General features: G+C 58.5%; 27 protein-coding genes and 3 tRNA genes. 18 read left to right on the forward strand and 12 right to left on the reverse strand.

What is annotated here, in order from left to right:
• The 4 genes from VF684_RS19840 to VF684_RS19855 form a co-directional block, all read right to left on the reverse strand.
• Positions 1 to 434, reverse strand: a 434-nt coding sequence (locus tag VF684_RS19840; RefSeq protein ID WP_440174368.1) for a DUF2787 family protein, incomplete at its 3' end; no start/stop codon positions are given.
• Between the two features lie 60 nt (positions 435 to 494).
• Positions 495 to 992, reverse strand: coding sequence for a hypothetical protein (locus VF684_RS19845; RefSeq protein WP_279459127.1), 498 nt, complete (start codon positions 990 to 992; stop codon positions 495 to 497).
• A 21-nt stretch (positions 993 to 1,013) separates the two neighbouring features.
• Positions 1,014 to 1,538, reverse strand: coding sequence for a hypothetical protein (locus VF684_RS19850; RefSeq protein ID WP_279459125.1), 525 nt, complete (start codon positions 1,536 to 1,538; stop codon positions 1,014 to 1,016).
• Between the two features lie 11 nt (positions 1,539 to 1,549).
• The gene (locus VF684_RS19855; protein WP_279459123.1) at positions 1,550 to 1,768 is read right to left on the reverse strand and encodes a hypothetical protein; all 219 of its coding nucleotides are present in this window, start codon (positions 1,766 to 1,768) and stop codon (positions 1,550 to 1,552) included.
• Positions 1,769 to 1,955: 187 nt separating this feature from the next.
• On the opposite strand from VF684_RS19855, the gene VF684_RS19860 reads away from it, so the two are divergent.
• Together VF684_RS19860 and VF684_RS19865 are read left to right on the forward strand one after the other, a co-directional pair.
• The gene (locus tag VF684_RS19860; protein WP_279459121.1) at positions 1,956 to 2,729 is read left to right on the forward strand and encodes a BRO family protein; all 774 of its coding nucleotides are present in this window, start codon (positions 1,956 to 1,958) and stop codon (positions 2,727 to 2,729) included.
• Between the two features lie 114 nt (positions 2,730 to 2,843).
• Positions 2,844 to 3,536, forward strand: coding sequence for a hypothetical protein (locus VF684_RS19865; protein WP_279459119.1), 693 nt, complete (start codon positions 2,844 to 2,846; stop codon positions 3,534 to 3,536).
• Positions 3,537 to 4,108: 572 nt separating this feature from the next.
• Here the strand turns inward: VF684_RS19865 and VF684_RS19870 are convergent.
• Both VF684_RS19870 and VF684_RS19875 read right to left on the reverse strand, forming a co-directional pair.
• Positions 4,109 to 4,184, reverse strand: a tRNA-Asn gene (locus tag VF684_RS19870).
• Positions 4,185 to 4,188: 4 nt separating this feature from the next.
• Positions 4,189 to 4,264, reverse strand: a tRNA-Asn gene (locus VF684_RS19875).
• Positions 4,265 to 4,752: 488 nt separating this feature from the next.
• Here VF684_RS19875 and dauA point away from each other — a divergent pair.
• The 4 genes from dauA (at position 4,753) to htpG (ending at position 9,640) form a co-directional block, all read left to right on the forward strand.
• A complete protein-coding gene (gene dauA, locus VF684_RS19880) occupies positions 4,753 to 6,489 on the forward strand; it encodes a C4-dicarboxylic acid transporter DauA (RefSeq protein WP_201914443.1) in 1,737 nt (578 codons plus the stop codon).
• A 184-nt stretch (positions 6,490 to 6,673) separates the two neighbouring features.
• A tRNA-Ser gene (locus VF684_RS19885) sits at positions 6,674 to 6,761 on the forward strand.
• Between the two features lie 184 nt (positions 6,762 to 6,945).
• Complete coding sequence (gene recR / locus VF684_RS19890) at positions 6,946 to 7,548, forward strand: recombination mediator RecR (RefSeq protein WP_110303200.1); 603 nt, start codon at positions 6,946 to 6,948, stop codon at positions 7,546 to 7,548.
• 178 nt (positions 7,549 to 7,726) lie between these two features.
• A complete protein-coding gene (htpG, locus tag VF684_RS19895; protein ID WP_139440455.1) occupies positions 7,727 to 9,640 on the forward strand; it encodes a molecular chaperone HtpG in 1,914 nt (637 codons plus the stop codon).
• Positions 9,641 to 9,745: 105 nt separating this feature from the next.
• Here the strand turns inward: htpG and VF684_RS19900 are convergent, their stop codons facing one another.
• The 6 genes from VF684_RS19900 to pspF all read right to left on the reverse strand — a co-directional run bounded on the left by VF684_RS19900 (position 9,746) and on the right by pspF (position 16,187).
• Positions 9,746 to 10,531 carry a peptide ABC transporter ATP-binding protein gene (locus tag VF684_RS19900; protein ID WP_005333681.1) on the reverse strand — a complete coding sequence of 262 codons (786 nt, stop codon included), beginning with the start codon at positions 10,529 to 10,531 and terminating at the stop codon, positions 9,746 to 9,748.
• Positions 10,532 to 10,565: 34 nt separating this feature from the next.
• The gene (locus tag VF684_RS19905) at positions 10,566 to 11,564 is read right to left on the reverse strand and encodes a peptide ABC transporter ATP-binding protein (protein WP_005333679.1); all 999 of its coding nucleotides are present in this window, start codon (positions 11,562 to 11,564) and stop codon (positions 10,566 to 10,568) included.
• Positions 11,564 to 12,457, reverse strand: a complete 894-nt coding sequence (locus tag VF684_RS19910) for an ABC transporter permease subunit (RefSeq protein WP_005333677.1) — start codon at positions 12,455 to 12,457, stop codon at positions 11,564 to 11,566. The genes VF684_RS19905 and VF684_RS19910 overlap by 1 nt, the downstream gene beginning before the upstream one ends.
• A gap of 35 nt (positions 12,458 to 12,492) precedes the next feature.
• Positions 12,493 to 13,452, reverse strand: a complete 960-nt coding sequence (locus VF684_RS19915; protein WP_139440454.1) for an ABC transporter permease — start codon at positions 13,450 to 13,452, stop codon at positions 12,493 to 12,495.
• 2 nt (positions 13,453 to 13,454) lie between these two features.
• Positions 13,455 to 15,050 carry an ABC transporter substrate-binding protein SapA gene (sapA, locus tag VF684_RS19920; protein WP_162516387.1) on the reverse strand — a complete coding sequence of 532 codons (1,596 nt, stop codon included), beginning with the start codon at positions 15,048 to 15,050 and terminating at the stop codon, positions 13,455 to 13,457.
• 108 nt (positions 15,051 to 15,158) lie between these two features.
• A complete protein-coding gene (gene pspF, locus VF684_RS19925; RefSeq protein ID WP_005333674.1) occupies positions 15,159 to 16,187 on the reverse strand; it encodes a phage shock protein operon transcriptional activator in 1,029 nt (342 codons plus the stop codon).
• Between the two features lie 196 nt (positions 16,188 to 16,383).
• On the opposite strand from pspF, the gene pspA reads away from it, so the two are divergent.
• From pspA to VF684_RS19985, 12 genes are all read left to right on the forward strand, one after another.
• Positions 16,384 to 17,070 carry a phage shock protein PspA gene (pspA, locus tag VF684_RS19930; RefSeq protein WP_005361184.1) on the forward strand — a complete coding sequence of 229 codons (687 nt, stop codon included), beginning with the start codon at positions 16,384 to 16,386 and terminating at the stop codon, positions 17,068 to 17,070.
• Between the two features lie 3 nt (positions 17,071 to 17,073).
• A complete protein-coding gene (gene pspB / locus VF684_RS19935) occupies positions 17,074 to 17,310 on the forward strand; it encodes an envelope stress response membrane protein PspB (protein WP_005333672.1) in 237 nt (78 codons plus the stop codon).
• The gene (pspC, locus tag VF684_RS19940) at positions 17,307 to 17,711 is read left to right on the forward strand and encodes an envelope stress response membrane protein PspC (protein ID WP_042657602.1); all 405 of its coding nucleotides are present in this window, start codon (positions 17,307 to 17,309) and stop codon (positions 17,709 to 17,711) included. The genes pspB and pspC overlap by 4 nt, the downstream gene beginning before the upstream one ends.
• A gap of 102 nt (positions 17,712 to 17,813) precedes the next feature.
• Positions 17,814 to 19,229 carry a YcjX family protein gene (locus tag VF684_RS19945; protein ID WP_162516095.1) on the forward strand — a complete coding sequence of 472 codons (1,416 nt, stop codon included), beginning with the start codon at positions 17,814 to 17,816 and terminating at the stop codon, positions 19,227 to 19,229.
• 51 nt (positions 19,230 to 19,280) lie between these two features.
• A complete protein-coding gene (locus VF684_RS19950; RefSeq protein WP_139440452.1) occupies positions 19,281 to 20,312 on the forward strand; it encodes a YcjF family protein in 1,032 nt (343 codons plus the stop codon).
• A 157-nt stretch (positions 20,313 to 20,469) separates the two neighbouring features.
• Entirely contained in the window at positions 20,470 to 21,264 is a 795-nt protein-coding gene (gene phhA, locus VF684_RS19955) for a phenylalanine 4-monooxygenase (RefSeq protein ID WP_139730858.1), read from the forward strand.
• A 63-nt stretch (positions 21,265 to 21,327) separates the two neighbouring features.
• Complete coding sequence (locus VF684_RS19960; RefSeq protein ID WP_019444917.1) at positions 21,328 to 21,666, forward strand: 4a-hydroxytetrahydrobiopterin dehydratase; 339 nt, start codon at positions 21,328 to 21,330, stop codon at positions 21,664 to 21,666.
• Positions 21,663 to 21,785, forward strand: a complete 123-nt coding sequence (locus VF684_RS19965; RefSeq protein ID WP_257496256.1) for a 4a-hydroxytetrahydrobiopterin dehydratase — start codon at positions 21,663 to 21,665, stop codon at positions 21,783 to 21,785. The genes VF684_RS19960 and VF684_RS19965 overlap by 4 nt, the downstream gene beginning before the upstream one ends.
• Positions 21,786 to 21,933: 148 nt before the next feature.
• Positions 21,934 to 23,481 carry a transcriptional regulator TyrR gene (tyrR, locus tag VF684_RS19970; RefSeq protein ID WP_069556244.1) on the forward strand — a complete coding sequence of 516 codons (1,548 nt, stop codon included), beginning with the start codon at positions 21,934 to 21,936 and terminating at the stop codon, positions 23,479 to 23,481.
• 189 nt (positions 23,482 to 23,670) lie between these two features.
• A complete protein-coding gene (locus VF684_RS19975) occupies positions 23,671 to 24,228 on the forward strand; it encodes a YfiR family protein (RefSeq protein ID WP_005333646.1) in 558 nt (185 codons plus the stop codon).
• Entirely contained in the window at positions 24,225 to 25,454 is a 1,230-nt protein-coding gene (locus VF684_RS19980; protein ID WP_376900194.1) for a diguanylate cyclase domain-containing protein, read from the forward strand. Before VF684_RS19975 ends, VF684_RS19980 begins: the two co-directional genes overlap by 4 nt.
• A 35-nt stretch (positions 25,455 to 25,489) precedes the next feature.
• Positions 25,490 to 25,978: an OmpA family protein gene (locus VF684_RS19985; RefSeq protein WP_005333642.1), complete on the forward strand. Its 489-nt coding sequence runs from the start codon at positions 25,490 to 25,492 to the stop codon at positions 25,976 to 25,978.
• Positions 25,979 to 26,008 lie beyond the last annotated feature (30 nt).

Raw genomic sequence — 26,008 nt, forward strand, 5'->3', positions numbered from 1 at the left:
ACCGTCAGGGTGAATACATCCATCTGGGCATAGCAGCAAAAGTTAAGCTGCCAGAGCTCAAACCACTCATGCACCTCTGCCAGTGACATTTTCCCCATCAACGAGTGGGTGTACTCACCCATGCTGAAATCGAAGTCCAACTCTTTGGCCAACTCAGTGCACCAGCCTTGGCCCACATAGGCAAAGTCAGTGACATAACGCAGATGCCAGCCGTCATCCCAGCGTTCAAGCCGGATCTCTACAGGGTGATAGCCGCCAGTTGTTGCGCTGTAGTCAGGATCTCGGTAGTTGAGGGTCAGGGCTGCGGGTGTTAGACCATCCGGCATTTCATCAGGGAAATCCTCCAGCGCCGAGCTGATGGCCTGCTCCAGTAGCGTTTGCAGGTCGTGACTTATCCTCACAGGCAAGCCCGTGATAACGAGGGTAGGTTTCATATCTTGGTTCTCGTTGAGATTGAGTAAAAGGGGGCGGGGGAGAGTAGGAGGATGGAACGGTTACTGAGCTGCGTTGGTCTCTGCTGGCAGCTTGGTCTTGAGTCCATCGAACCACTCGGTATGTTTGCCCGTGATCAGATGGCCGAAGCGTACTGCAGGTGCCGCCTTGGTCAACTCCAGATGGCGCAGTACAGCAGCCAGGAACCCCGCGTTATTGCTGCTGCCCTTGAAGTGCCAGATCACCTTGAACAGGCCCGAGGTAAATGCCTTGTCCGGTTGTTGCTCGTTTAGCAGATCGACGACTTGTGCCAGACCGAACCACTCCTTGGAGCAGAGACCCCCGCCGCTGCTACCTGTCAGACGGATCAACAGTTCCGCCTGTTCGGGTTCATGGCCAATCTCATAGCCCACGGTAGTTGTAGAGCCTGGCGAAAGGAGGGTGGCTACGCCACTGACCAAGGCTACTTTGGCTGGTGATGCTTGTATGCCATCAAACTTGGCTGTGGCAGTCGTATTTACTTGCTGTTTAGCTGCTTGCTTATCGGTTTTGGTATTCATGCTTAGCGTCCTTCGAGATCGTCAGATAGTGGATTTCAGGTAGATAGTGGTGCCCAAATCAGGCGAGGTTTGAGCTGGCTTGAGAGCAAAGGCCAGATGCTGGAATACAGGAAGTGGGGCAGACAAGGTATCAAACGGTAAGCCATAGCCAGAGAAGCTATATGGCTCCCATGTTTCGGCAGCAGGGAGGGGTAGCCAGAAGACAGCATCTTCGGCACAGTCGATCAGCTTGATAGTTCCCGCAGCTAACCGCCAGTAGTCAGCGTAGTAACCGTTGTCGTCATCCCGGACTGACTCGCCTGTGTGGGAAGCTATCGAGATCAATACTTCAGGCGCTTCGCTGTGCAGGGACTTGGCCTTGAGGACAGTCGCCTCTTTGATCACGACCAGCAGCACAGGCTGATTTTCATCTGGTAGGAACTCAGGAACATACATACCGTTTGTAATGACCTCCTGCATCAGCAAGCTCAGCGTCTGCCAGCTGTAGGCATACCCCTTTAGCGTCTCGTGGGAGGCGTATTTCCCTTCTTGAATGAACTCATCCATGGCTATCTCCCTCAGTCTGCTGGCCCAGTGATATAACCGATAGTGCCGCCGATGATGGTGCCAGCGACAGCTCCAGGGATACCGCCTTTGGCACCGATACCTGCTCCGGTGAGAGCTCCTTTGACTGCGCCTTTGGTGCTGCCCTTTACCGTGAAGTCGATACTGCCGTCTCTCATAGGCTTGATGCTGACAGCGGCGACTTGCTTGCGCAAAATTTGGTGAATAAACATGCTCTGTCCTTTGGATCGTGGATATGAAAAAGGCCCTGAGTGGTTAGCTCAGGGCCTGATGTTCTGGATGAACATAGTTTTAATATGCATTTAAAATGCAGTTTTTTACGGCGTCATGGTTTCCAATGAAGACATATAGTATGCTGTCGATAAAAATCGGCTATAGAGACTTAATATGGAGTGTTGTGTGGACGAAAAAAAATTTGACATAATATACCCTGCAACTAACGGTGGTGAACCAATAAAGACAATGGATCGGGATGGTAAAATTTTATTTCGCTTCCCTGATGTGGTTCGAGTCTTGGCAAAAGACAATGAAAATATTTCATACAACACAGGTGTTAAGTCTGGATTCGGTGGTCTTTTAAGTAAACTTTCTTCAGTGTTGAAAGAGAAAGAAAAACATATTATCCCTTTGTCTGGGAAAAATGAATATGGCTTCGACTACGAGTTCTATATAACAGAGGCTGGGCTATATCGAATCGTAACAATTGATGATAGTGAAGCATCTGTTCGATTCCAAGATTGGATTTTTGAAGATGTACTACCATCCATCCGAAAATATGGTATTTATCCCCCGCCGAAAGAGGGCGCTTCTGAGTTAAGTACCATGGTGGCATTGTTGCAACAGAACGTTTCTATTTTGGCAAGAGAAATTGAGAAACGTGAGGAATTAGAGAAAAAAGTAAATGTTATCGAGAATCGAGTTAACTTGATAGAGCAGAGCATTGATAGTAGCGATATGCATGTTCTTGTAGATGTTATCACTGCTCGTGGAAGTTCTTTGCCTATCGAACAGCTTTGGGCATGGTGTGAAAAAATTCGTCTTGAGAGTGGCGCGGATAGCCAAAAATGCTTCTCAGGTGAGCGTTATAAAACTAAATATCCACTGTTTGTTATTGAGCAAGCTATTAATCATGTGACAACATGTGTTCGCCTAGCCAATGCAAAGCATAATTGAAGTATGCGTTGCATAGAGTGCTATATCTTGCAAGAACGCATCAAACCCGAATTAAATATGTTCAGCTCACAAAAACTAACGCTGAAAGTTTTTATATAAACATTAGGGTGGGGTATGTCTCTAAAAGTATACAGAATTGACAGAAGTTTATTTGGTAAGCTTAATAATAAATTGAAAAGTCCAGATTTACCTGTAATGAGCTCAGTTTTTTTTGGAAATCCATTTAAAAACTACAAAGACTATAAATCAAAAGATTTTTTCGTGCTATCGAAAGATGATGAGATAGCGCGTTTCACTGAAGTTTTTAACGATGAGTGGGTTAGTGATGTTTATTACATTAGGCATCCGAAGAAAATAAAGACGGATATACTAATTCCTGCCAGTGAATTTCATTCATACATAATGAGAGAACAGTTGGCTGATATTGTATCTTACATAAGAGCCAACTTAAGAGTAACGGCACTAGATATTGAAATCACAAGAAAGAATGGTGCTTCTGTTTCCACAAAAGGAGTGTTTGATGGAATGCCACTTGAAGGTAAGGCAACATTAAATAAATCAAGATCAAATAAAGTGACGATTCAATGTGAACAACCACTTAAAGTATCTGAGAAAAGACAAAATTATATTTGGATGGATGAATTCCCTCATATATTAGCAATGCTTGATGAAGCAGATGAAGGGACTTTTACGGTAAGTGAATCCTATGACCTTAGTTTTGGTTTAGATCTAGATTTAGCCGAGCGAATTGGTGTTAATCTGGAGTGGAATGATAACTTCACATTTAATTTTATGGTTAAGGCATAACAGATAAATCAATTTATTTGTATGTGCTAAAAGTGAAGCTTGAAAAATCACGCTGATGGTCGCGTCGGCGTGACGCCCCGTCACCTCGTCGGCATCGACGCGACTTTGTATAACTCCTGGCAACTCAGTTACAGCCTCAAAGACCGGATATCCCCCAGAGCTGCTCCGGTCTTGCCCACTAACCATTCCTCTTCCCTTGCCCTTCCTGAGCGTCTCCATCTTTCAATCTGTGTTATCTCCACGCCAGTGCAACCAGCTCCGGTCTGACCATCCCCATGGTCTCCCGGCAGAAAGACCGGAAGCTGTGACCGGAGGGATTTCTGGAGGTATTTACGTCAGGGGAAGGGATGACTTCTGGCTCGGGCTAGATCGTGACCCATTCGCCAGCTGAGTTGACCGGATAGGGACCGGAGTAATCGTTAGTCGAATTTGAGTTGAGAGAAAACAGGGAGAGTGGATCGTTCACTGCGAGGGGAATGTGGCAGAGCAAGCGACGAGGGATAGCTGGCTTAGCTTGAAACAATGGAGAGATGGTTATGAAAAAGCCCAGCTCTAAAGCTGGGCTTCAAATGTGGCTCCCTCGACAGGACTTGAACCTGTGACATACGGATTAACAGTCCGCCGTTCTACCGACTGAACTACGAGGGAAAAGTGGCTCCTCCTACTGGACTTGAACCAGTGACATACGGATTAACAGTCCGCCGTTCTACCGACTGAACTAAGGAGGAATTGCCTGTCTCGTTAAGACGGGGCGAATATTAATGACCAGGGCGGCGGGTGTCAACCCGCGAATTTCCCGAAAACCGGATTTTCGGATTGTTTGCCCAAAAGTTGTGCTTTGCGGTTTATTTTCAGCACAATCAGTCTCTTGCCATCACTGCCCCCAACCGGCCCAAGGGGTTATTGGCTCGGTTCGCATCAACCTGATGATGCCAGTATGATGTCGCGAACGTGCTGGTAACACAGTGAGGCTCAAATGGTAATCTTTGTGGCAAAAAGGGGGAGGGCAGGAGCCAAGATCGGCGATTTGGCGGCAAATAGGCCAAATAATGGGTGAGCGCGCGTTTCATTGATCCTGCCCATCGAAAAAATGGCCCGTCTGGAGTAAGGTTACGCAGGATACCATCGCCGCGTCGACAGCCCTGCCGGCCCTTGATGATGATCGGGCGCCGGATCTCTCCGGCCTTTATCTCCCTCTTCTGGTATTACGATATACATGCACAAGCAAGCCTCTTTAAATAGCGTGAAGCTCGCCATAGCCTTACGCCAGTCCTGTATTGATGAACCCTACAGCATGGCCCGCTTCGGCCGTGATCTTATCGCCGGTGTGACGGTGGGCATCATCGCCATCCCGCTCGCCATGGCGCTGGCCATCGCCAGCGGTGTACCGCCGCAACACGGTCTCTATACCGCCATCATCGCCGGTATCGTGATCGCCGTGACCGGTGGCTCCCGTTACTCCATCTCCGGCCCGACCGCTGCCTTTGTGGTGATCCTCTATCCGGTCGCCCAGCAGTTCGGGGTTGGCGGTCTGTTGATGGCGACGCTCATCTCAGGCCTTTTTCTGGTGGCGATGGGGATGGCCCGTCTTGGCCGCCTTATCGAGTACATTCCCCCGTCAGTGACACTGGGCTTTACCGGTGGTATCGCCATCGTGATCGCCACCTTGCAGATCAAGGACTTCTTTGGCCTAAGCGTGCCCGAGATGCCGGAAACCTATCTGGGCAAGGTCGAGGCGCTGGCCGCCGCCCTGCCAAGCTGGCAGTGGGGCGATACCCTGGTGGGGGTCGCAACGCTGGCCGTGCTGCTGCTCTGGCCGCGCCTGCGTCTGCCTGTGCCCGGCCACTTGCCCGCGGTGCTGGTCGGGGTGGGTCTGGGTTTTGGCCTCCATTACTTCGGGGTTGATGTGGCTACCATCGGCAGCAAGTTCAGCTATACCCTGGCCGATGGCACCCAGGGGATGGGGATCCCGCCCATCGCGCCGACCCTGGTGATGCCCTGGGCCTTGCCCGGACCGGATGGCTTGCCGGTTGAATGGAACCTGGCGGCTGTTGAGCGGCTGCTGCCTGCCGCCTTCTCCATGGCGATGCTGGGGGCGATCGAGTCGCTGCTCTGCGCCGTAGTGCTCGATGGCATGACCGGTCGCAAACACAGCTCCAACGTCGAGCTGGTGGGGCAGGGGCTTGGTAACATCTTCGCCCCCTTCTTTGGCGGCATTACCGCTACCGCCGCCATCGCCCGCTCTGCCGCCAACGTGCGTGCCGGCGCTACGTCCCCTATCTCGGGGATCGTTCATGCGCTGGTGGTGCTGGCCGCCATTCTGGTGCTGGCCCCCTGGCTCTCCTGGTTGCCGCTCTCAGCCATGGCTGCTTTGCTGCTGATCGTGGCCTGGAACATGAGTGAAGCGCACAAGGTGGTGGAGCTGATCCGCCGCGCGCCCAAATCCGATGTGCTGGTGCTGCTGGTCTGCCTGTCGCTCACCGTCATTTTCGACATGGTCATCGCCATCACTTTCGGGGTGATCCTGGCTTCCCTGCTCTTTATGCGCGAAATTGCCAAGATGACCAAACTGCACGATTTGGCCGAGCACAAGCGCTATGCCCATGAGGTGCCGGACAACGGCCTGCTCTACAAGATCAACGGTCCGCTCTTCTTCGCCGCGGCCGAACGGGTCTTTGCCGAGCTGGAAGCGCAAGTGAAAGGGCACCAGGTGCTGGTGTTGCAGATGGAGGCGGTCTCCATCCTCGATGCGGGCGGCCTCTCTGCCTTCCTCCACTTTGGCAAGCAGATGGCCAAAGCCGGTGTCGAGTTGCGGGTGGCCGAGTTGCAGTTCCAACCGCTCAAGACCCTGGCTCGTGCCAAGGTGCGGCCGCAACCCGGCAAGCTGGAATTCTACGCCTCGCTGGAAGAGGCGCTCAAAGGTGAACATTTGCACGAAGCGGCAGTAAATTGATTGAAAGGGATACGAAACGGCATATTTTTGGTCACTTGGTTCGGATGTTGAGCAAACGAACGCAAAAAGTAAAAAATTGCATTGACCAAAAGCCATCGTATCCCTTACATTACGCCCCGTCGCCGCGGCATGGTCCGCACAGCGAATGTGCAGCTCAAGCACATAAAGCAGTGAGCAAAAATTTGGTGAGGTGTCCGAGTGGCTGAAGGAGCACGCCTGGAAAGTGTGTATACGGCAACGTATCGAGGGTTCGAATCCCTCCCTCACCGCCAAATTGCAAAGCCCTGATGGAAACATCAGGGCTTTTTGCTATCCACGTTTTTGCGAGCGCTGTGGGCAAGCCGATGGCGATGGGCGGCAGGCTCGGGTATAGTCCTGCGCCAATGGCGTTATCCTGTTTTGCTGACCCGTCGTGGCCCTGGTGGTGGCGAGGGGCAGGCCCGTGTAAGGAGTGTTATGAAGTTCAGTCCCCTGCTCGATGAGATGATGAAAGCCCTGCAGGTATTGCCGGGGGTGGGGCCCAAGTCTGCCCAGCGGATGGCCTTTACCCTGCTCGAGCGTGAGCGCAGCGGCGGTTTGCGGTTGGCCCAGCTGCTCTCTCGCGCCCTGACCGAGATCGGTCATTGCAGCCACTGCCGCACCTTTACCGAGAACGACCGCTGCGATATCTGCGCCAATCCCAAGCGGGAAGAGAATGGCCTGCTCTGTGTGGTGGAGAGCCCGGCGGACGTGGCCGCCATCGAGCAGACCGGCCAGTTCTCTGGTCGCTACTTCGTGCTGATGGGCCATCTGTCGCCGCTCGACGGCATCGGCCCGGAGGAGCTGGGGCTCGATATTCTCGAGCGCCGGTTGAAGGATGAGCACATCAGCGAGCTGATCCTCGCCACCAATCCCACCATCGAAGGGGATGCCACCGCCTGGTATATCGCCGACATGGCCCGTGCTGCCGGGGTAGAGGTGAGCCGCATCGCTCACGGGGTGCCGGTAGGGGGCGAGCTGGAGCTGGTGGACGGCACCACGCTGTCGCACTCCCTGATGGGACGTCAACGCTTGAAATAGCAAGGCGAGCCTGCCTGCTACCCCGCATAAACAGGGGGCGCGCTGGGTAATAAATAGCCGTTTGAGCGGATTTAAAGGGGCGAGTGAGCAGGATTGCACACTCGCCCCTTGATATTTGATTGGCCGTCCCCATCTAGGTTGGGCATATGTTCAACCCGATGTTTCTGAGGATTGGTCCATGACCCAAAGTGTTCATGCCGAAACCCACGGCTTTCAGACTGAAGTCAAACAACTGCTGAGCCTGATGGCTCACAGCCTCTACTCCAACAAAGAAGTATTCCTGCGCGAGCTGATCTCCAACGCATCCGATGCGGCGGACAAGCTGCGCTTCAAGGCGCTTTCCGATGCCTCTTTGTTCGAAAACGACGGCCAGTTGCGTGTGCGTCTGGTGGTGGACAAAGAGAAGCGTACCCTGACCATCTCCGATAACGGGATCGGTATGACCCGTGATCAGGTGATTGAGCACCTGGGGACTATCGCCAAGTCCGGCACCGCAGAATTCTTCAAAAACCTCTCCGGCGATCAGGGTAAGGATTCCCAGCTGATCGGTCAGTTCGGGGTCGGTTTCTACTCCGCCTTTATCGTGGCCGACAAGGTGACCGTGGTCTCCCGCGCCGCCGGCACCGCGCCGGAGCAGGGCGTACAGTGGGAATCGGAAGGGGAAGGCTCCTTCACCGTGGCTGACGTGACCAAAGAGGGTCGCGGTACCGATGTTATCCTGCACCTGCGTGCCGAAGAGGACGAGTTCCTCGACGACTGGCGTCTGCGCTCCGTGGTGAGCAAATACTCCGACCACATCAGCGTGCCGGTGGAGATGTTCAAAGAGGGTACCCCGGATCGGGAAGAGGATGGTGAGACCATCGTCGGCACCCCGGGCGAGTGGGAGCAGGTCAACCGCGCCACGGCACTGTGGACCCGCAACCCGAAAGATATCAAGGACGAGGAGTATCAGGAGTTCTACAAGCACGTCGCCCACGACTTTGAAGATCCGCTGCTGTGGGGTCACAACCGGGTGGAAGGGGCGCAGGAGTACACCAGCCTGCTCTACGTACCGGCCCGCGCACCGTTCGACCTCTACAACCGCGAGCAGAAGCACGGTCTGAAGCTCTATGTGCAGCGCGTCTTCATCATGGACGATGCCGAGCAGTTTATGCCGACCTACCTGCGCTTCGTAAAAGGGGTGCTGGACTCCAACGATCTGCCGCTCAACGTCAGCCGTGAAATCCTGCAGGACAACAAGGTGACCGCCTCCCTGCGCAAGGCTTGCTCAAAGCGCGTGTTGACCATGCTCTCCAAGCTGGCGAAAGACGATGCCGAGAAGTACGCCAAGTTCTGGAAAGAGTTCGGTAACGTGCTCAAAGAGGGCCCGGCCGAGGATTACGCCAACCGCGAAGAGATCGCCAAACTGTTGCGCTTTGCCAGCACCGCTGGCGAGGGCGAAGCCCAGACCGTCTCTCTCGAGGATTATGTTGGCCGCATGAAGGAAGGTCAGCAGAAGATTTACTACATCACCGCTGACTCCTATGCTGCAGCCAAGAACAGCCCGCACCTCGAGATCTTCCGCAAGAAGGGTGTCGAAGTGCTGCTGATGTGGGAGCGTGTGGATGAGTGGCTGATGAGCCACCTGACCGAGTTCGACGGCAAGCAGCTTATCTCCGTCACCCGTGGCGAACTGGATCTCGGCGATCTGGAAGACGAAGCCTCCAAGCAGGCCCAGGAAGAGGCCGAAAAGGCCAACGCCGGTCTGGTGGAGCGGGTCAAGAAGAGCTTGGGCGATGCAGTGAAAGAGGTGCGTGTCACCCACCGTCTGACCGACTCCCCCTCATGCATCGTCACCGACGCCTACGGTATGAGCACCCAGATGATCAAGCTGATGCGCGCGGCCGGCCAGCCGGTACCGGAGCAGAAGTACATTCTGGAGCTCAACCCTGACCATGCGCTGGTGAAGAAACTCGACACCATCGAAGACGAGGCACTGTTCGGTGAGTGGGTCACCCTGCTGCACGAACAGGCCCAGCTGGCCGAGCAGGGCGGGCTGAACGATCCGGCGAGCTTCGTCTCCCGTATCAACCGTCTGCTGCTGCAAGCCTAAGCAGCAACGCCGGTAACAGAAAGCCCACTGCATGCAGTGGGCTTTTTTGATCCCGCCGTGTGAGCTCGGCGAAACACAGCGGTGAGGGAGGTGGCCAGCGCCTCTCTATTTGCGGTATTCGTTGTTGTAGTTCTGGATGAGACGGCGAGTCACCTCATGCTGGGGATCGGCAAACACCTTGAGAGTCTTGCCGCGCTCCACCACCCGCCCTTCGTGCATTACCAGCACCTCGTCACTGATATGGCTGACGATGCCCAGATCGTTGGCGACCAGCACATAACTCAGTCCCATGGTCTCCTGCATCTCCAGCAGCAGATTGATGATCTGGGAGCGTACCGAGATATCCAGGGTGGAGAGCGCCTCATCGGCCACCACGATCTTGGGGTTGAGGATCAGTGCCCGCGCCAGCGCCACCCGCTGCTGCTGACCGGAGGAGAGCATCTGCGGATAGAACAGGGCGTGATCCGGCAGCATCCCCACCATACGCAGGGTCTGCACCACCTTCTCACGGCGCTCCTCTTCAGTCATCTCGGTGTTGAGGCGCAGTGGGGTTTCCAGGATCTGGCCGACCCGGATCTTGCGGTTCAGCGAGGTGTTGGGATCCTGAAAAATCATCCGCAGCAGTTTGCAGCGAGTCTGGTAATCGCCATGCACCATCAGCTGGCCGTCGATGGCGATGTCGCCGCTGGTGGGTTCGATCATACCAGCCAGAATGCGGGCGAGGGTGCTCTTGCCGGAGCCAGCTTCGCCGACGATGGCGAGGGTCTGACCCACTTCGAGATCGAACGAGAGGGGCTTGATCGCCTCCACCGCCTGACGACGGAATAGACCGGTGCGGTTCTGGTAGGTTTTGCTAAGGCCTCTGACCTGCAACAGGGATGGCTCGATCACAAGCGGGGCTCCTTCATGGGGGCATTAACGGTCATCATTTTTTTGGCTCCTCCATGTTCAGCGGGAAGTGACAGCTGAACTGATGGCCCTTGATCTTGTTCATCAACGGAGTCTGCACGCACTGCTTCTGGGCGTAGGGGCAGCGCGGCCCCAGACGGCAGCCGATGGGCAGGTGTTGCAGCGGCGGGATGACGCCGGGCAGGGTCTCGAGGCGCGACTTGTGGCGCACCAGCTTGTCAAAGTCGGGGATCGATTTGAGCAGGGCATCGGTATAGGGGTGATGCGGGGTCTCGAGGATCTGCTCCCGTGTGCCCACTTCCACCATCTGGCCGCAATACATCACGTTGATGGTATCAGTCAGATTGGCGATGGCGGCGATATCGTTACTGATGATCAGGATGGTGGTATTACCCAGCTTGTTCATCTTGTCCAGCAGTCGCAGGATCTGGGAGTGGGTGGTGGACTCCATGGCGCTGGTGGGCTCGTCGGCTACCAGCAGACGCGGCTGGTTGGCAATGGCCATGGCGATCATCACCTTCTGGCACATGCCATCCGACAGCTCGTGGGGATAGGCGCGCATCACCTTGCGGTGATCCTTGACGCCTACCCGGTGCAGCAGGGCGATGGCCTTCTTCTTGCGCCACTGGAAGCGCTGCCAGAATTGTCCCTCGAACGAATCGGTCGGGATCGCCTCTTCCAGCTGGGTGCCGATCTCCTCGGAGGGGTCGAGACAGCTGATGGGGTCCTGGAAGATCATGGCGATCTCGCGGCCCATGATGCGACGGCGCTCCTTGGGAGCCATGGTCAGCAGATCCATGTCGTTGAAACGCATCCGGTCGGCACGAACCGTCCAGTTGTCCTTCTCGATGCCGACGATCACCTTGGCGATCAGACTTTTTCCGGAGCCGGATTCACCCACCAGACCGCGGATCTCCCCCTCGGTCAGGGTCAGGCTCACCTTGTCCACCGCCTTGACCTTGCCTTGCGGGGTGTCGATCTCGATGGTGAGATTGCGAATGTCGAGCAGCGGCATCAGTCATTCCCCTCTTTGAGTGCTTCACGAATGCCTTCACCAACTAAATTGGTCACCAGCACGCTGAACAGGATGGCGATGCCGGGCAGGGTGACGGTCCAGGGGGCGAGATAGATAAGGTCGCTCGAATCGGCCAGCATGGTGCCCCACTCCGGTTGGGGGGATTGGGCGCCGAGGCCGAGAAAACCGACCGCCGAGATATCGAGAATGGCCGCCGACAAGGTGCGGGTGGTCTGGGCCACCAGGGTCTCGACAATGTTGGGCAAAATAGCCAGACGCATGATCCGGAAGGGGGGCGAGCCATCGAGGCGGCTGGCGGTGATGTACTCCTTCTGCATCTCGGCATGTACTGCGTTGTAGGTGGCCCGGATAAAGGGCGGGATCAACGCCAGGGTAATGGCTATCAGGGTATTGCCAAAACCCGGCCCCATGATGGCGACCATGATGATGGCCATCAGCAGGGAGGGGATGGAGAGCAGGGTATCGAGCAGGTGGTGCAGCACGCTCGATTTAAGCCCCTTGCTCATCCCGCCGAGGATACCGATGGCGGAACCCACCACCATGGCGATCACCACTACGACCAGCGCATAACCGAAGGTGAGACGTGCCCCCACCACCAGCCGGGAGAGCATGTCGCGCCCCAGATCGTCGGTGCCGAGGAAGTAGTCGATGTTGCCGGTCGCCGCCCACGAGGGGGCCAGCAGCAGCTTGTCGGTGTGCTGTTCATCGATGCCGTAGGGGACGACCAGCGGCCCCACCAGCGTGATGAGCAGCAACAGCAAAAAGCACCAGAGCCCTGCCATCGCCAGCGGATTGCGGCTGTAGGAGGCCCACGTCTGCTCAAGGGGGGAGAGGATCTTGAGCTCGGGATAGATGTTCGATTTATCTTGCATAGGATACCTGGCTCCTGGTCACGCCATGAGCGCGTTCAATCTTGTTTGGCATACAACTCTTTGCGCCGTGCCGGATAGATAAGGGTGGTCAGCAACTCGGTGCTGACGCTGGTCAGGATCACGAAACTGGCCACTACCAGGGTCGCGCCGCGAATGGCGGCGTAATCCTGCAGGGCGATGCTGCTGATGAGCCAGCGGCCGATCCCGTGCCACTCGAACACCACCTCGGTGATCATGGCGGAGGTGAGTACGCTACCCAGTTGCAGACCCAGCAGCGGCAGTACCGGCGGCAGGGCGTTCTTCAGGCCATGGCGCCAGACGATCTGCGCCTTGGAAAGGCCCCGGCTCGCTGCCGCCTTGATGTAGTTCTGCTTCATCACGTCGATGAGGGAACTGCGCACATGGCGGATCACCTCGGTAGTGGGCACCACCGCCAGCACCAGTGACGGGAGAATGAGGTGGCGCAGGGCATCGTGCAGCGCCGCTTGCCGCCAGGGCTCGTTGCTGAGCAGCACATCGATCACCGCGATGCCGGTAATGTGGGGCACATCGTAGAGCAGGCTGATCTGGCCCGACGCCGGCAACCAGCCGAGATCCAGCGAAAAGAGCATTACCACCAGCAGCGCCAGCCAGAACACCGGCACCGCATAGCCGATAAGACCGGCAGTCATGATGGAGAGATCCAGCGTCTTGCCCTGTGACAGGGCCGCCAGGGTGCCGAGAGGAATCCCCACCAGCAGCGAGATGGCGAACGCCGCCAGACAGAGGATCAGGGTAGCCGGGAAGTAGTGGCGGATCTCGTCCAGCACCGGCAGCCCGGAGACGCTGGAGAGCCCCAGGTCACCTGCGAAAATGCGGCGCAGGAAATCGGGGTAGCCGCTCCAGAAGCTGAGCTGATTGCCGATCAGCCGATAGTCCAGCAGGTAGGCGACAAAGGTCAGCGCCAGTAGAGTGATAAGCAGCAGGTTGATGCGGCGCAAGGTGTATAGAAGCATGCTTACTCCCTGTGAGCCTGGTTGAAGGAGGTGCCGCCAAAGGGCATCAGCGTCAGCCCCTCGATGTCGCTGCGGCTGACCTGGGTACGCAAGGCGTGAGCCAGCGGGATCAGCGGCAGCTGTTCGTTAAGCAGGGTCTGGGCATAGTAGTAGTTGCGCAGCCGGAACGAGAGCTGGGGCGTGGTGACCGCATCATCCAGCAGCTGATCGAAGGCCGGGCTACACCAGCGGCTGTAGTTGTTGCCGCGCTCCACTGCCGAGCAGCTCAGCAGCTGGCGGAAGAAGTTGTCCGGATCGGCGTTATCGGCAATCCAGCCGGAGAGCAAGCTGTCGTACTGCCCCTTGGTGAGGCGGCCTTCGATCACCGGCCATTCCCGTTGCACGATCTTGAGCTTGATCCCGACCTTGGCCAGATCGCTGCGGATCAGCTGGGCGGTCTTGACCGCATCCGGGTTGTAGGGGCGGGCGTCCGGTTGCACCAGCACCTGCATCTCGAACCCTTTCTCCAGTCCCGCCTCCTTGAGCAGCTGGCGCGCCCGTTTCAGGTCGGGTTTGCGCTCGGGCAGGCTGGGGTTGTACCCCCATGAGAGGGTCGGCAGCAGGCTGTTGGCGGGCAGGCCGGTATCGAAATAGACCGCCTGAAGCAGGTTGTCGATATTGATGGCGCTGGCAATAGCCTGCCGCACCTTGACGTTGTTGAATGGCGGCTTGCGGGTATTGAGGGCCAAAAAGGCGACGTTCATCCCCGACTGGACCGAGAGGCTCAGCGCCGGATTTTGCTTGATCACCGAGAGCTGGCTGGCGGAAGGGGTGCTCATTACGTCGCACTCGCCGGTCAGCAGCTTGGCCAGCCGTTTGGCGGATTTGGGGGTGATGTCGTAGACCAGCTGTTCAATCTTGGCATCGCCGCCCCAGTAGCCAGGGTGGTGCAGATAGCGGATGAACTCGTTGTGGCGATACTCCTTGAAGCTGAACGGTCCGGTGCCGATGGGGCGGCTATCCAGCAGGGCTGGCGTGCCCGCCTGTAACATCTGCTCGGCGTATTCGGCGGAGAGGATCACCGCATAGTCGCTGGCCAGGGTGGCGAGGAAGGAGGCGTTTGGCTGGTTCAGCTCGAACACTACCGTCTGCGGCCCCTTCTTGCTCACCCGCTTGATCAGCAGATCTTGCCCCAAGCTGTAGAAGTAGGGGTAATCGCCGCCGGAGATATTGTGATAGGGGTGCTGCTCGTCAAGCTGGCGGGCATAGGTAAAGACCACGTCATCGGCATTGAAAGTGCGGGTGGGCTTGAACCAGGGGGTATGGTGAAACGTCACCCCCTTGCGCAGGGTCAGGGTATAGGTGAGGCCATCCTCGCTGACATGCCAGTTGGTGGCGAGCGCCGGCTCCAGCGCCAGGGTGTTGGGGTTCACCTCCAGCAGGCGGTCGTAGAGCGGACGGGCACTGGCATCCAGTGTCACCCCGGAGTTGGAAACATGGGGATTGAAGGAGAGGGGGGATCCCTCAGCACAATAGATGAGTCCGGTTTTGGAGGCCTCGGGTTGCTTCTGGCAGCCGGTGACCAGCACCAGCAGACCCAGCAGCAAGGGTGTGAGCATTCTCATTGTTGAACCATGTTCTTATAGGGGTTTTGTACGCACGTTTTGATACAAATGTGCCAGCGCGAAGGCTGGCGTGTTGCTGGAGTCGGCATCAACCGCACTCCTTCACTCTTGTTCTGCATCGTTATCGCCATCCAGCAGCTGATATTTGCGTAGCATGCCACGGAACTGGTGATAGCTTAAGGCCAGCAGTTGAGCGGCTTTGCGCTGATTATACTGGGATTGCTGCATCGCTTGCTTGAGTAAATTAATCTCGTACTCCGCCACAGCCTGCTTGAGATCGAGCGGCAAGGCGAGGGGGGATGCAGATTGTACCTCGCTTCGGGCCTCTTGCGCAGGTTGCGTGACCTGTGGTCGCCAGGGGGAATCAAACGGGTTGAGCACCAGGGTCGAGAGCGGCAACTGGGGATTGCCCTGACGATAGATGCTACGCTCCACCACGTTCTTCAGCTCCCGCACGTTGCCCGGCCAGTGGTAATCCAGCAGTAGCTGGGTTGCCTTGCGCGAGAAACCGGCAAACAGCGGATAGCCCAGCTCCCGGGTCATGCTGTGGGCGAAGTGCTCCGCCAGCATCAGGATATCTTCCCGCCGCTCCCGCAAGGGGGGGAGGGTGATCACATCAAACGCGAGCCGGTCGAGCAGATCGTGGCGAAACTGCCCCTTGTCGGCCAGCGCAGGGAGATCTTCGTTGGTGGCGCAGACCAGTCGCACATCCACCTTGAGGGGCTTGGCCCCACCCACCCGCTCGAACTCGCCATACTCGATGACCCGCAGCAACTTCTCCTGCACCCGGGCGCTGGTGGTGGCCAGCTCGTCGAGGAAGAGGGTGCCGCCATCGGCCCGCTCGAAGCGGCCTTGGTGGCGCTTGGCCGCGCCGGTAAACGATCCCGCTTCGTGACCGAACAGTTCGGTCTCCAGCAGGCTCTCGCTCAGGGTGGCGCAGTTGATGGTGACAAAGCTTTGATCCCAGCGCGCCGAGAGATAATGTAGGCGGTGGGCGATCAGCTCTTTGCCCGTCCCCCGCTCACCGATGATCAGCACGGGTTTGCGCAGCGGGGCGAGCCGTGAGGCCTGCTCAATGATCTCGAGAAATGCGTTGGATTCCCCCAGCAGGCTTTCCGTGGCCGTGGTCATAGTGATCCCTGTCAGTTGTAAAAGCTGGTCAATCTTACCAAAAGTTGGTGATTTTAATCATCTCTTGCGCGAGGCATCTTGCAATCCGGCTATTCTGCCCCATATAAATCAACAAGTTAAATTTTGTTCCAGATTGGCACACAAGTTGCCATTGTCAATGGAGAAACAACGCCATGCCAATAACAGGAGTGCAATCATGAGTATTTTTTCCCGTCTGGCCGACATCATCAATTCCAACCTGACGGCCCTGCTCGACAAGGCAGAAGATCCCCAGAAGATGGTGCGCCTGATCATCCAGGAGATGGAGGACGAGCTGGTCAAGGAGCGCTCCAATCTGGCCCGCTTCCTCGCCAGCCAGAAAGAGATTGGTCGTCAGGTCGCCCGTCATCAGGAGCGGGTCGACGAGTGGCAAGCCAAGGCCGAGCTGGCCCTGACCAAGGGGCGTGAAGATCTGGCCCGCGCCGCCCTTATCGAGAAGAAGAAACAGACCGAGTTGTCAGAGACCCTCTACCGCGAGCAGCAGGCGGTCGATAGCGGCATCGAGAAGCTGGGTGAAGAGATCCGTCAGCTCGAAGCCAAGCTGGAAGATGCCCGCGCCCGTCAAAAGGCGATGGCCATTCGCACCGAAGCGGCCAGCAGCCGTCTCAATGTGCAGAGCCAGGTAGCCCGTGGCGAGAGCCAGGCGGTGGTGAGCAAGTTCGAGCGGATGGAGCGTCGCATCGACGAAATGGAAGCGCGCGCCGATCTGGGTCAGTCCGACAAGGCGCTGGCGCAACAGTTTGCCGAGCTGGAAGTGGACGATCAGATAAGTCGTGAGCTGGAAGCCATGCGCCAGAAGCTGGGCCAGGGCGACAGCAAAAGCGAAGGCAAACAGGGGGAGTAACAGATGGAAGATCTGCTGGGCGTATTGATGGTTCCCATGGTGGTCTTCATGGTGGTGGTAGCCCCCATCTGGCTGGTGCTGCACTATCGTGCCAAGGGGCGGATTGGCGCCGGTCTTGCTGATAGCGAGCGGGAACAGCTGCAAGGGCTGCTGGCTCGCACCGAGAAGATGCAGGAGCGAGTGGGCGCGCTGGAATCAATTCTGGATGCAGAAGTACCCGGTTGGAGGAACAAGGTATGAGCAGTGTCAGTCGTGAAGGGCGTAACCTCTATCGCGATCCCCTGCGTGGCAAGATAGCCGGGATCTGTGCCGGTTTGGCTGAGTATTTCGGGGTGGAGACCTGGATCGTGCGGCTGCTCGCCATCAGTGGCCTTATCTTCGCCGGTTTCATTACCTTCACCGCCTATATCGCCGCCTGGTTCTTGCTCGACAAAAAGCCGGTCACCCTCTATTCGCAAGAGGATGCCGACTTTGCTGAGGTGCGGATGAAAGCGCGCAGCTGGCAGGCGGGGATCACCCCTCATCAGGCGCTGGGCCGCATCGCGCAGGAACTTGACGCGCTGGAGCCCAGAGTTCAGCGGATCGAGAAGCTGGTGACCTCCAGGGAGTTCACCCTGCAGCGGGAATTTCGCAAGCTGTAGTGCTTGCTCAAGCACTCAATGTCGATGGCGGCGCCTCCCGTGATGCGCCACCATCGACACCAGCTATCCAGATGCAACCACCAAGGGAGAACGGGTCAAGCCTTGATACTCAATAAACTGGAACAGAAGTTGACTCGCCTGCAGAGCAAGGCGAACGACGTGGTGAACCGGGTGCGGGATCGCCATATCCGGCTGGCGGTGACCGGCCTCTCTCGCAGCGGCAAAACCGCCTTTATCACGGCGCTGGTCAACCAGCTGGAACACGCGGCCATCGATGGCCGTTTGCCGTTGTGGGATGCCCTGCGTCAGGGGCGCATCCTCGGCGCCCGCCGGGTGCCGCAGCTCAATGCCCACATCCCCACCTTTGCCTACGAGCGTGGCCTCGACTCCCTGTTTGGCGATCCACCGGCCTGGCCCGAGCCCACCCGCGGTGTGGCCGAGGTGCGTCTCGAAATTCGCTATCGCACCCGTCATCCCCTGCGCAAGCATCTGGGGGAGATCTCCACCCTCTACGTGGATCTGGTGGACTACCCCGGGGAGTGGCTGCTCGACTTGCCGCTCCTTGATATGAGCTACGAGCAGTGGTGCGAACAGGTGCGCGAGCAGCTTCGTCGCCCAGAGCTGCAGGCACTTGCCGCCAGTGCCGCCAGCTGGTTGACCCCCGGGTGGCAGGCTGAGCAACGCTTCGAAGAACGACCAGTGGCGGAGCTGGCCGAGCGCTACACCGCCTATCTGCATGCCTGCAAACAGGAGCTGGGATTGCACCTTATTCAACCCGGTCGCTTCGTGTTGCCGGGGGAGTATGCCGGTGCCCCCATGCTGCAATTTGTCCCCTGGGTGTGGGAGATGCCTGCCAGCGAGCCCGCCGATGGCACTCTTTACGCCACTCTCAAGCAGCGCTTCGAGCAGTACAAGCAGCATCTGGTGCAGGGTTTTTATGAGCAGCACTTTGCCGGTTTTGATCGCCAGATCGTGCTGGTGGATTGCCTGCAGCCCCTCAACGCCGGGGCGGCCAGCTTTGGCGACATGCAGCAGGCCATCGCCCGCATCATGGAGAGCTTTGCCTACGGCAAGAGCAACTGGTGGCGGCGACTCTTCTCGCCCCGTATCGACAAGCTGCTCTTTGTGGCGAGCAAGGCCGATCACGTCACCCCTGAACAACATGCGCCCATGGTCTCACTGCTGCAGCATCTGGTACGCAGCGGTCGCGGTCAGGCCCGTTTCGAGGGGATCACCACCGAGTGTCTGGCGCTCGCCGCCATCAAGGCGACCGAAGTGGGCAAGGGGGTGGCCAATGGCCGCGAGTTCCCCGCCATCCGCGGCACCAGCCTTGAGGGTGAGCCGCTGCTGCTGTTCCCGGGGGAGGTGCCGCCCCATATTCCGCCTGCGCAGTGGTGGAACAGTCAGGGCTTTGATTTTCAGGCGTTTCGCCCCATGCCCATGAGCGCCCATCAGGCGCTGCCCCATATCCGGCTCGATGCGGCGCTGGAGTTTCTGCTTGGGGATCACCTCGAATAACGGCGTGCGGCCCGGGATTGTTCTCGGTTCCGCATTCAGGAGAACAATGCGATGAACGATCAGATAAAAGAGCGGCCACCGCTGCAGGGCAAGGTGATCCTTGAGCCTGCCTTGACGGTGGCCAGTGACGAGCGCCCGCCCGCGCCGGCCCAGCGACTGGAGGAGGCGAGTTTCGAGCGCCTCGACGAGTTGGACGAGTTCACCGAGGTGGAGAGTGCCCTCGTCATCAAACCGCGCCGCCGCCATCGGCTGTTGGCGTGGGGGCTGGGGGCGGTCGGTCTGCTCTCGTTGGGCCAGTATGGCGCCTTCCTTTACGAGCAGTTTCTCACCACCCCGCTCTGGGGGAGCGCCTGGCTGGCAGCCTCGGCGTTGGTGGCGGCGGGAACCGCCAGCGTGGTGGGGCGCGAGTGGCTGCGGCTGCGCACCCTCAAGCGGCGTCAGGATGTGCGCTCGCGCGCAGAAGATCTGCTTGCTCATCAGGGAGTCGGGCAGGGGCAGGCCTTTTGCGAAGGGCTGGCGGTCAAAAGTGGCGACAAGGGGCGCGAAGGGTATCAAACCTGGCTGGCCCAGCTCGACGAGAGCCACAGCGATCGGGAAGTGCTGACCCTCTATAGCCAGGTGGTGCTCGCCGAGCGCGACAAGCTGGCACAGGCGCGGGTGGCCAAATGGTCGGGGGAGGCCGCCGTGCTGGTGGCGCTGAGCCCGCTCGCTACCGTCGACATGATGCTGATGCTGTGGCGCAACCTGCGGATGATCGAGGATATCGCCGATGTCTACGCCATCGAACTTGGCTACTGGAGCCGCATACGCCTCATCCGTCAGGTGTTTCGCAACATGCTCTACGCCGGTGCCACCGAGCTGGTGACCGAGGTGGGGATGGACTTGCTGGGCGCCGAGTTTGCCGCCAAGCTCTCTGCCCGCGCGGCGCAAGGGGTGGGGGCCGGGCTGCTCACTGCTCGCCTTGGCCTGCGCACCATAGAGGCGTGCCGCCCGCTGCCCTGGTGTGCGGACGAGAAACCCAAACTCGGCGAGCTGCGCAAGCGGCTGATCGGCCAGCTGGCGGGGTATCTCAATAAGCCTTGATGGCTGCTGGAGATTAATAGCGGTTGTCACAATTTATTTACAACTGTTTCAGGCTGCCGACTCATGGGTCGGCTGCTTTTTTTGTTGCCATTTCGTTACAGTGAAGTCGTGATGAAACGGCAAGGCGCCTGATGTGGCGCCAGAGGATGGAACCGCTATGGCAACCTTCTACACCGCCCACCAGCCGGATGCTGACGGGGTGATCCACTACAGCAACGAGGAGCATGGCACCTGGCAGATCCTGATCGAACGCCAGTTCGCCGCCCTTGCTGGTAACGGGTGTAACGAATATCTGGCCGGTCTCGACAGACTGGGGCTGCACCGTGATCGCATCCCCCAGCTGGCCGAGATCAACGCCGTCTTGCAGCCTGCGACCGGCTGGTCGGTGGCGGCAGTACCTGCGCTTATCTCGTTCGATCGCTTCTTCGCCCTGCTGGCCAATCGCCAGTTTCCGGTGGCCACCTTTATCCGACGCCGGGACGAGCTCGACTACCTGCAAGAGCCGGATATCTTTCACGAGATCTTCGGCCACTGCGCCATGCTGACCAATCCGGCCTTTGCCCACTTCACCCACCTCTATGGTCAGTTGGGGCAGCAGGCGAGCAAGGAGCAGCGGGTTTTTCTAGCGCGGCTCTACTGGTTCACCGTGGAGTTTGGCCTCTTGGCAACGCCGGACGGGCTGCGTATCTACGGTGGCGGCATTCTATCCTCCATCGGCGAGACAGCTTATGCCCTTTCCGGCAAGCCGCTGCTGCAACCCTTCGATCTGCTGACCGTGCTGCGCACCCCGTATCGCATCGACATCATGCAGCCCACCTATTTTGTGCTGCCGAGTCTCGATCATCTCTACCAGCTGACCGGGGAGGAGATCATGGCTGCTCTGGCGGAGGCCAGTCGGCTTGGCCTCTATCCGCCACGTTTTGAGGTTGCCGCTGGCAAACAGGCGAGCTGACCAAAAGCAAACAACCCTATTTCATTTTCATTAATTTTTCATTAATTCAAGCAGGAGTAACCCATGTCCGAACTGGCCAGCCAGCAGTGTGAAGCGTGTCGCGCCGATGCCCCCAAGGTGAGCGATGAGGAGCTGCGCGAGCTGATGCAGCTTATTCCCGACTGGCAGCCGCTGGTGGAGGAGGGGGCGCTGCAACTGCGGCGGGAATTTACGTTTCGCAACTTCAAGGAGGCGCTGGCGTTTACCAACCGCCTGGGGGAGCTGGCGGAAGCGGAGTTCCATCATCCGGCCATCCTGACCGAGTGGGGCAAGGTGACCGTCAGCTGGTGGACCCACAAGATCGGCGGATTACACCGCAACGACTTCATCATGGCTGCACGCACGGATGAGCTGCTGAAGTGAACGCCACCACTCATCGAGTGAGCGATATGGTGATCGTCAGCTGGTGGATGCATAAGATCGGCGGTTTGCATCGCAACGACTTCATCATGGCGGCGCGCACCGATCAGTTGCTCCGCTAATCTCACCCCACACCAGCGTCATCGGTTGACCCGGGCCTGCCTGCGAAAGCGGGGCAGGCCCGCATTTTTATGGGCTGGCGCTCGCACTGGGGGGATCGAGACTGTATTATCCGCTCATTCATAGAGTTAGCTAGGAAGTGTGTCCCGAATGCGTCTTGAAGTCAGCTGTGAAGACCGCCTGGGCCTGACCCGGGAACTGCTCGACCGCTTGGTGGAGCACAATATCGATCTGCGCGGCATCGAAATCGATACCTCAGGCATCATCTATCTCAACTTTCCCGAGCTGGAGTTCAGTGATTTTCAGCACCTGATGCCGGAGATCCGCCGCATTCCCGGCGTCTACGACGTCAAGACCATCCCTTACATGCCTTCCGAGCGAGAGCATCACGAAATCGAGGCGCTGCTCAAGGCGCTGCCGGATCTGGTCTTCTCCCTCGACAGCAAGGGCAAGGTGACCCAGGCCAACCAGTCGGCACTCACCACCCTCGGCTTGCCGGTGGAGGAGGTGCGCGGCGTGGCGCTCGGTTCGCTGGTCAAGGGTTTCTCCTTCACCCGCTGGCTGGAGGCGAGCGAGATCAAGCCGCAGACCTGCAAGCTCAGTTTCAATGGCGAAGAGTATCTGGCAGATCTGATGCCGCTGTTCGTGGCAGAAGCCCGCGGCAAGCAGGCGCTAGCCGGTGCCGTGGTGGTGCTCAAATCTGCCCGTCGGGTCGGCCTGCACTTCAGCGCGCTTCATGCGGTGGAAGTGGGGGGCTTCGAGCATCTGCAGGCCGAGAGCCCCAAGATGAAAGAGGTGCTGTCGCACGCGCGCAAACTGGCGATGCAGGACGCGCCGCTGCTGATTGTCGGTGAGACCGGTACCGGCAAGGAGCTGCTGGCCCGTGCCTGTCACGGGGCCAGCCTGCGCTCCAGCCACCCCTTTATGGCCCTCAACTGCGCCGCCATGCCGGATAACGTGGCCGAGAGCGAGCTGTTTGGTTATGCCCCCGGCGCCTTTGGCAACAACACCGAGGGCAAGCGCGGCGTGCTGGAGCTGGCGAGCGGCGGCACCCTGATGCTGGACGAGATCGGCGATATGTCTCCCCATCTGCAGACCAAGTTTTTACGGGTGCTGCAGGATGGGGTGTTCCGCCGAGTCGGTGACGAGCAGGAGGTGAAGGTCAACGTGCGTTTCATCTGCACTACCCAGAAGCAGTTGCTGGATCTGGTGCACGAAGGAACCTTCCGCGAGGATCTCTACTATCGCCTCAACGTGCTCAGTCTGGCGCTGCCCCCCCTGCGCGAGCGCAAGGCAGACATCATGGTGCTGGCCCAGCAGTTTGTCTCCCGCTTTGCCAGCGAGTTGCAGCGACCCCGTCCGCGCTTTACCCGCAACATGGCCGACTATCTGACCGCCTACCGCTGGCCGGGCAACGTGCGTCAGCTGCGCAACTGTCTCTACCGCGCCATGACCCTGCTGGAAGGGGATGAACTGGGGCCCGAGCAGATCGACCTGCCGGTGGCGGCCGATACCATGCCGCTGATCGACGAGTGGTTTGAGGGGAATCTCGACGATGCGGTGAAGCGCTTCGAGAGCCAGCTGCTGGCCCGGCTCTATCCCGCCTTCCCGTCAACGCGCCAGCTGGCCAAACGCCTGGGCGTGTCGCATACCGCCATCGCCAACAAGCTGCGAGAATACGGCATCAGCAAGAAGTGATTTCCACCTTGCTGCCTGCCACCAGAGAGCCCGTTACCAGACGGGCTCTCCGTTTTCTTTACACGAACTCGGTAGTTGATGGCGGGGTGAGACTTGTCAGGCCAGTGTCAGCCAACTTACTATCTGGGTTCATCTACCCGAACCGCAATGCCATAGCAGCGGTATTGTCAAGGCGACCACCTCCCGATCATGCTGTTACTCTTTTCCCCCCGTTTAACTGCCCGTCTGGCGCTCCTGTTGGTTGCATTTGGCCTGCTGTTGCCCCGCGCGCTGGCGGAAACGGCCGCAGAGAGCCGGGCGACGGCGGTCAGGGAGCTGGTGCTCGATATCATGAGTTATACCCGCTGGCCCACCGAGCCTGCGGTGCTGCGCATGTGTGTGGCGGCGCCGACCGAATATGCTGGCGCCCTCTTTACCATCGATCGTCAGGCCAATGGCCGTACCGTGCAGGTCCATCGTTACGAGGCGAGCGATCCGGCCATCAGCGATCACTGCGACGTGCTCTATTTGGGAGTGCTCGACGAGCCGACCCGGATTGCGCTGTTTGCCCGCCTGCAGGGGCACCCTGTGCTCAGCATCAGCGAATACAACCACGACTGTTCCACCAGCTCGGTGTTCTGCCTGCAGACCTCGCCGGACAGCGTGCGGGTGCGGTTTAAAGTGAACCTCGATGCCCTGGCACTGAGCGGCGTGCGGGTGCATCCCGCCGTGCTCAAGCTGGCCCATGCCGACAAGGGGGTCCCATGAGACGACAGGTGAGCGCGGCTCCCCACCGTCTGACCCTGCGTCAGAGCCTGGGGCGAACCCATCTGGTGGCCGCCATTACAGCCGTCAGCGTGGCAGGACTCTTTTTTACTCTGGTGGCCCTGCTGGTAGTGCGTTTTTACGCCGACCACAATCTGGAGCTGGTAGCCCGCGCCATCAGCTACAGCGCCGAGGCGGCGGTGGTGTTCCATGATGAGGAGGCGGCGAGCGAGGCACTTAGCGGCATCGTTGCCAAGGAAGAGGTGGCCCAAGCCACTATCGTGCTGACCAATGGCCAGCTGCTCGCCAGTTGGGAGCGCCCCAGAAGCAACCCGCTGGTGACGCTCGAAGACTATCTGGCCCAACTGCTGATGCCGGGGCCTGTCAAACTCCCCATGCTGCGGGGGGGTGAGCAGATCGCCACCATCGAGCTGCGCGGCCACGGTGAATACCTGTTGTTGTTTTTGCTCTCGGCGCTGCTGGCGATGGTGGTTTGCCTGATGCTGAGCGCCACGGTGGCTCTCTATGTGGCTGACCGGATGCAGGTCTCCATCACCGCACCGCTGCGCAAGCTGGCACTTGTCGCCCACTCGGTACGCCGACAACGCACCCTGGGGATGCGGGCACCACCGGCCGATATCGTCGAGATTAACGAGCTGGGGGATGACTTCAACTCCCTGCTGGACGAGCTGCAAGCCTGGCAGGCCCAGCAGGCCCGCGAAAATGCCAGCCTGCTCCATCAGGCGACTCACGATGCCCTCACCGGACTGCCCAATCGCGCCCTGTTTGAAGCGCGGCTCGCGCAGGCCATTTCCCTCGGCGAGCAAGAGGGGTTTGCGCTGCTCTATCTCGACTGCGATCGTTTCAAGCAAATTAATGACACGCTGGGGCACAACGCCGGTGACGATGTGCTGATCGCGCTCTCAAGACGGGTACAACATCAGCTGCGTCCGGATGATCTGGTTTTTCGCCTCGGTGGTGACGAGTTTGCTGTGCTGGTTGGCCCACTCCAGCGACAGCATGAGGTGGAAGAGGTGATTGGCCGCATCCAGCAGGCGATGAGCGAACCGGTGGCGCTGCGTGACGGTCGTCAGCTGGTGGCCGAGGTGAGTGTCGGCTTCGCCGTCTATCAGGCGGGCATGAGTGCCAGCGTGCTGTGTGATCAGGCCGATGCGGCCATGTATCTGGCGAAACGGGCGCGCCGCAGCGAACAGCAAACCATCGCCTGACTGGCAAGAATAACAACATAAACAAGGAGCAAACCATGAAGATCACCCACCTGTTGAAAGTGACCCTGCTGGGGTTGATGTTGTCGCTGCTGGCCGGTTGCCAGAGCGCGCCCAAGGGGTTGACCCCGGAGCAGATCGCCGTGCTCAAGGAGCAGGGCTTTTATCTGACCGATGAGGGGTGGACGCTGGATCTGGCCAACCGGGTGCTGTTTGCCAACAACGTGGGGGCGCTCAATCCCCAGACTCGCCAATCCGTTGAAAAACTGGGTAAAACACTGCTTGGCGTAGGATTGGACAAGGCGCGGGTGGATGGCCACACCGACAATACCGGCGAGAGCAGCTACAACCAACAGCTCTCCCTGAAGCGGGCTCAGTCGGTGGCCGATGTGCTGGTCTCGGTCGGCATGAAGCCGGCCAATCTGGAGATCCATGGCCGTGGCGAGACCATGCCGCTGGCGGATAACAAGACCAGAGAGGGCCGGGCCGCCAACCGCCGGGTTGCCATCGTCATCAGCGATCAATAACCCTTTCATCGTTTCGTTACCCATAAAAAA

It is taken from the genome of Aeromonas sp. Lyrl_2 (assembly GCF_051948815.1).
Classification (GTDB): Bacteria; Pseudomonadota; Gammaproteobacteria; order Enterobacterales; family Aeromonadaceae; genus Aeromonas; species Aeromonas veronii.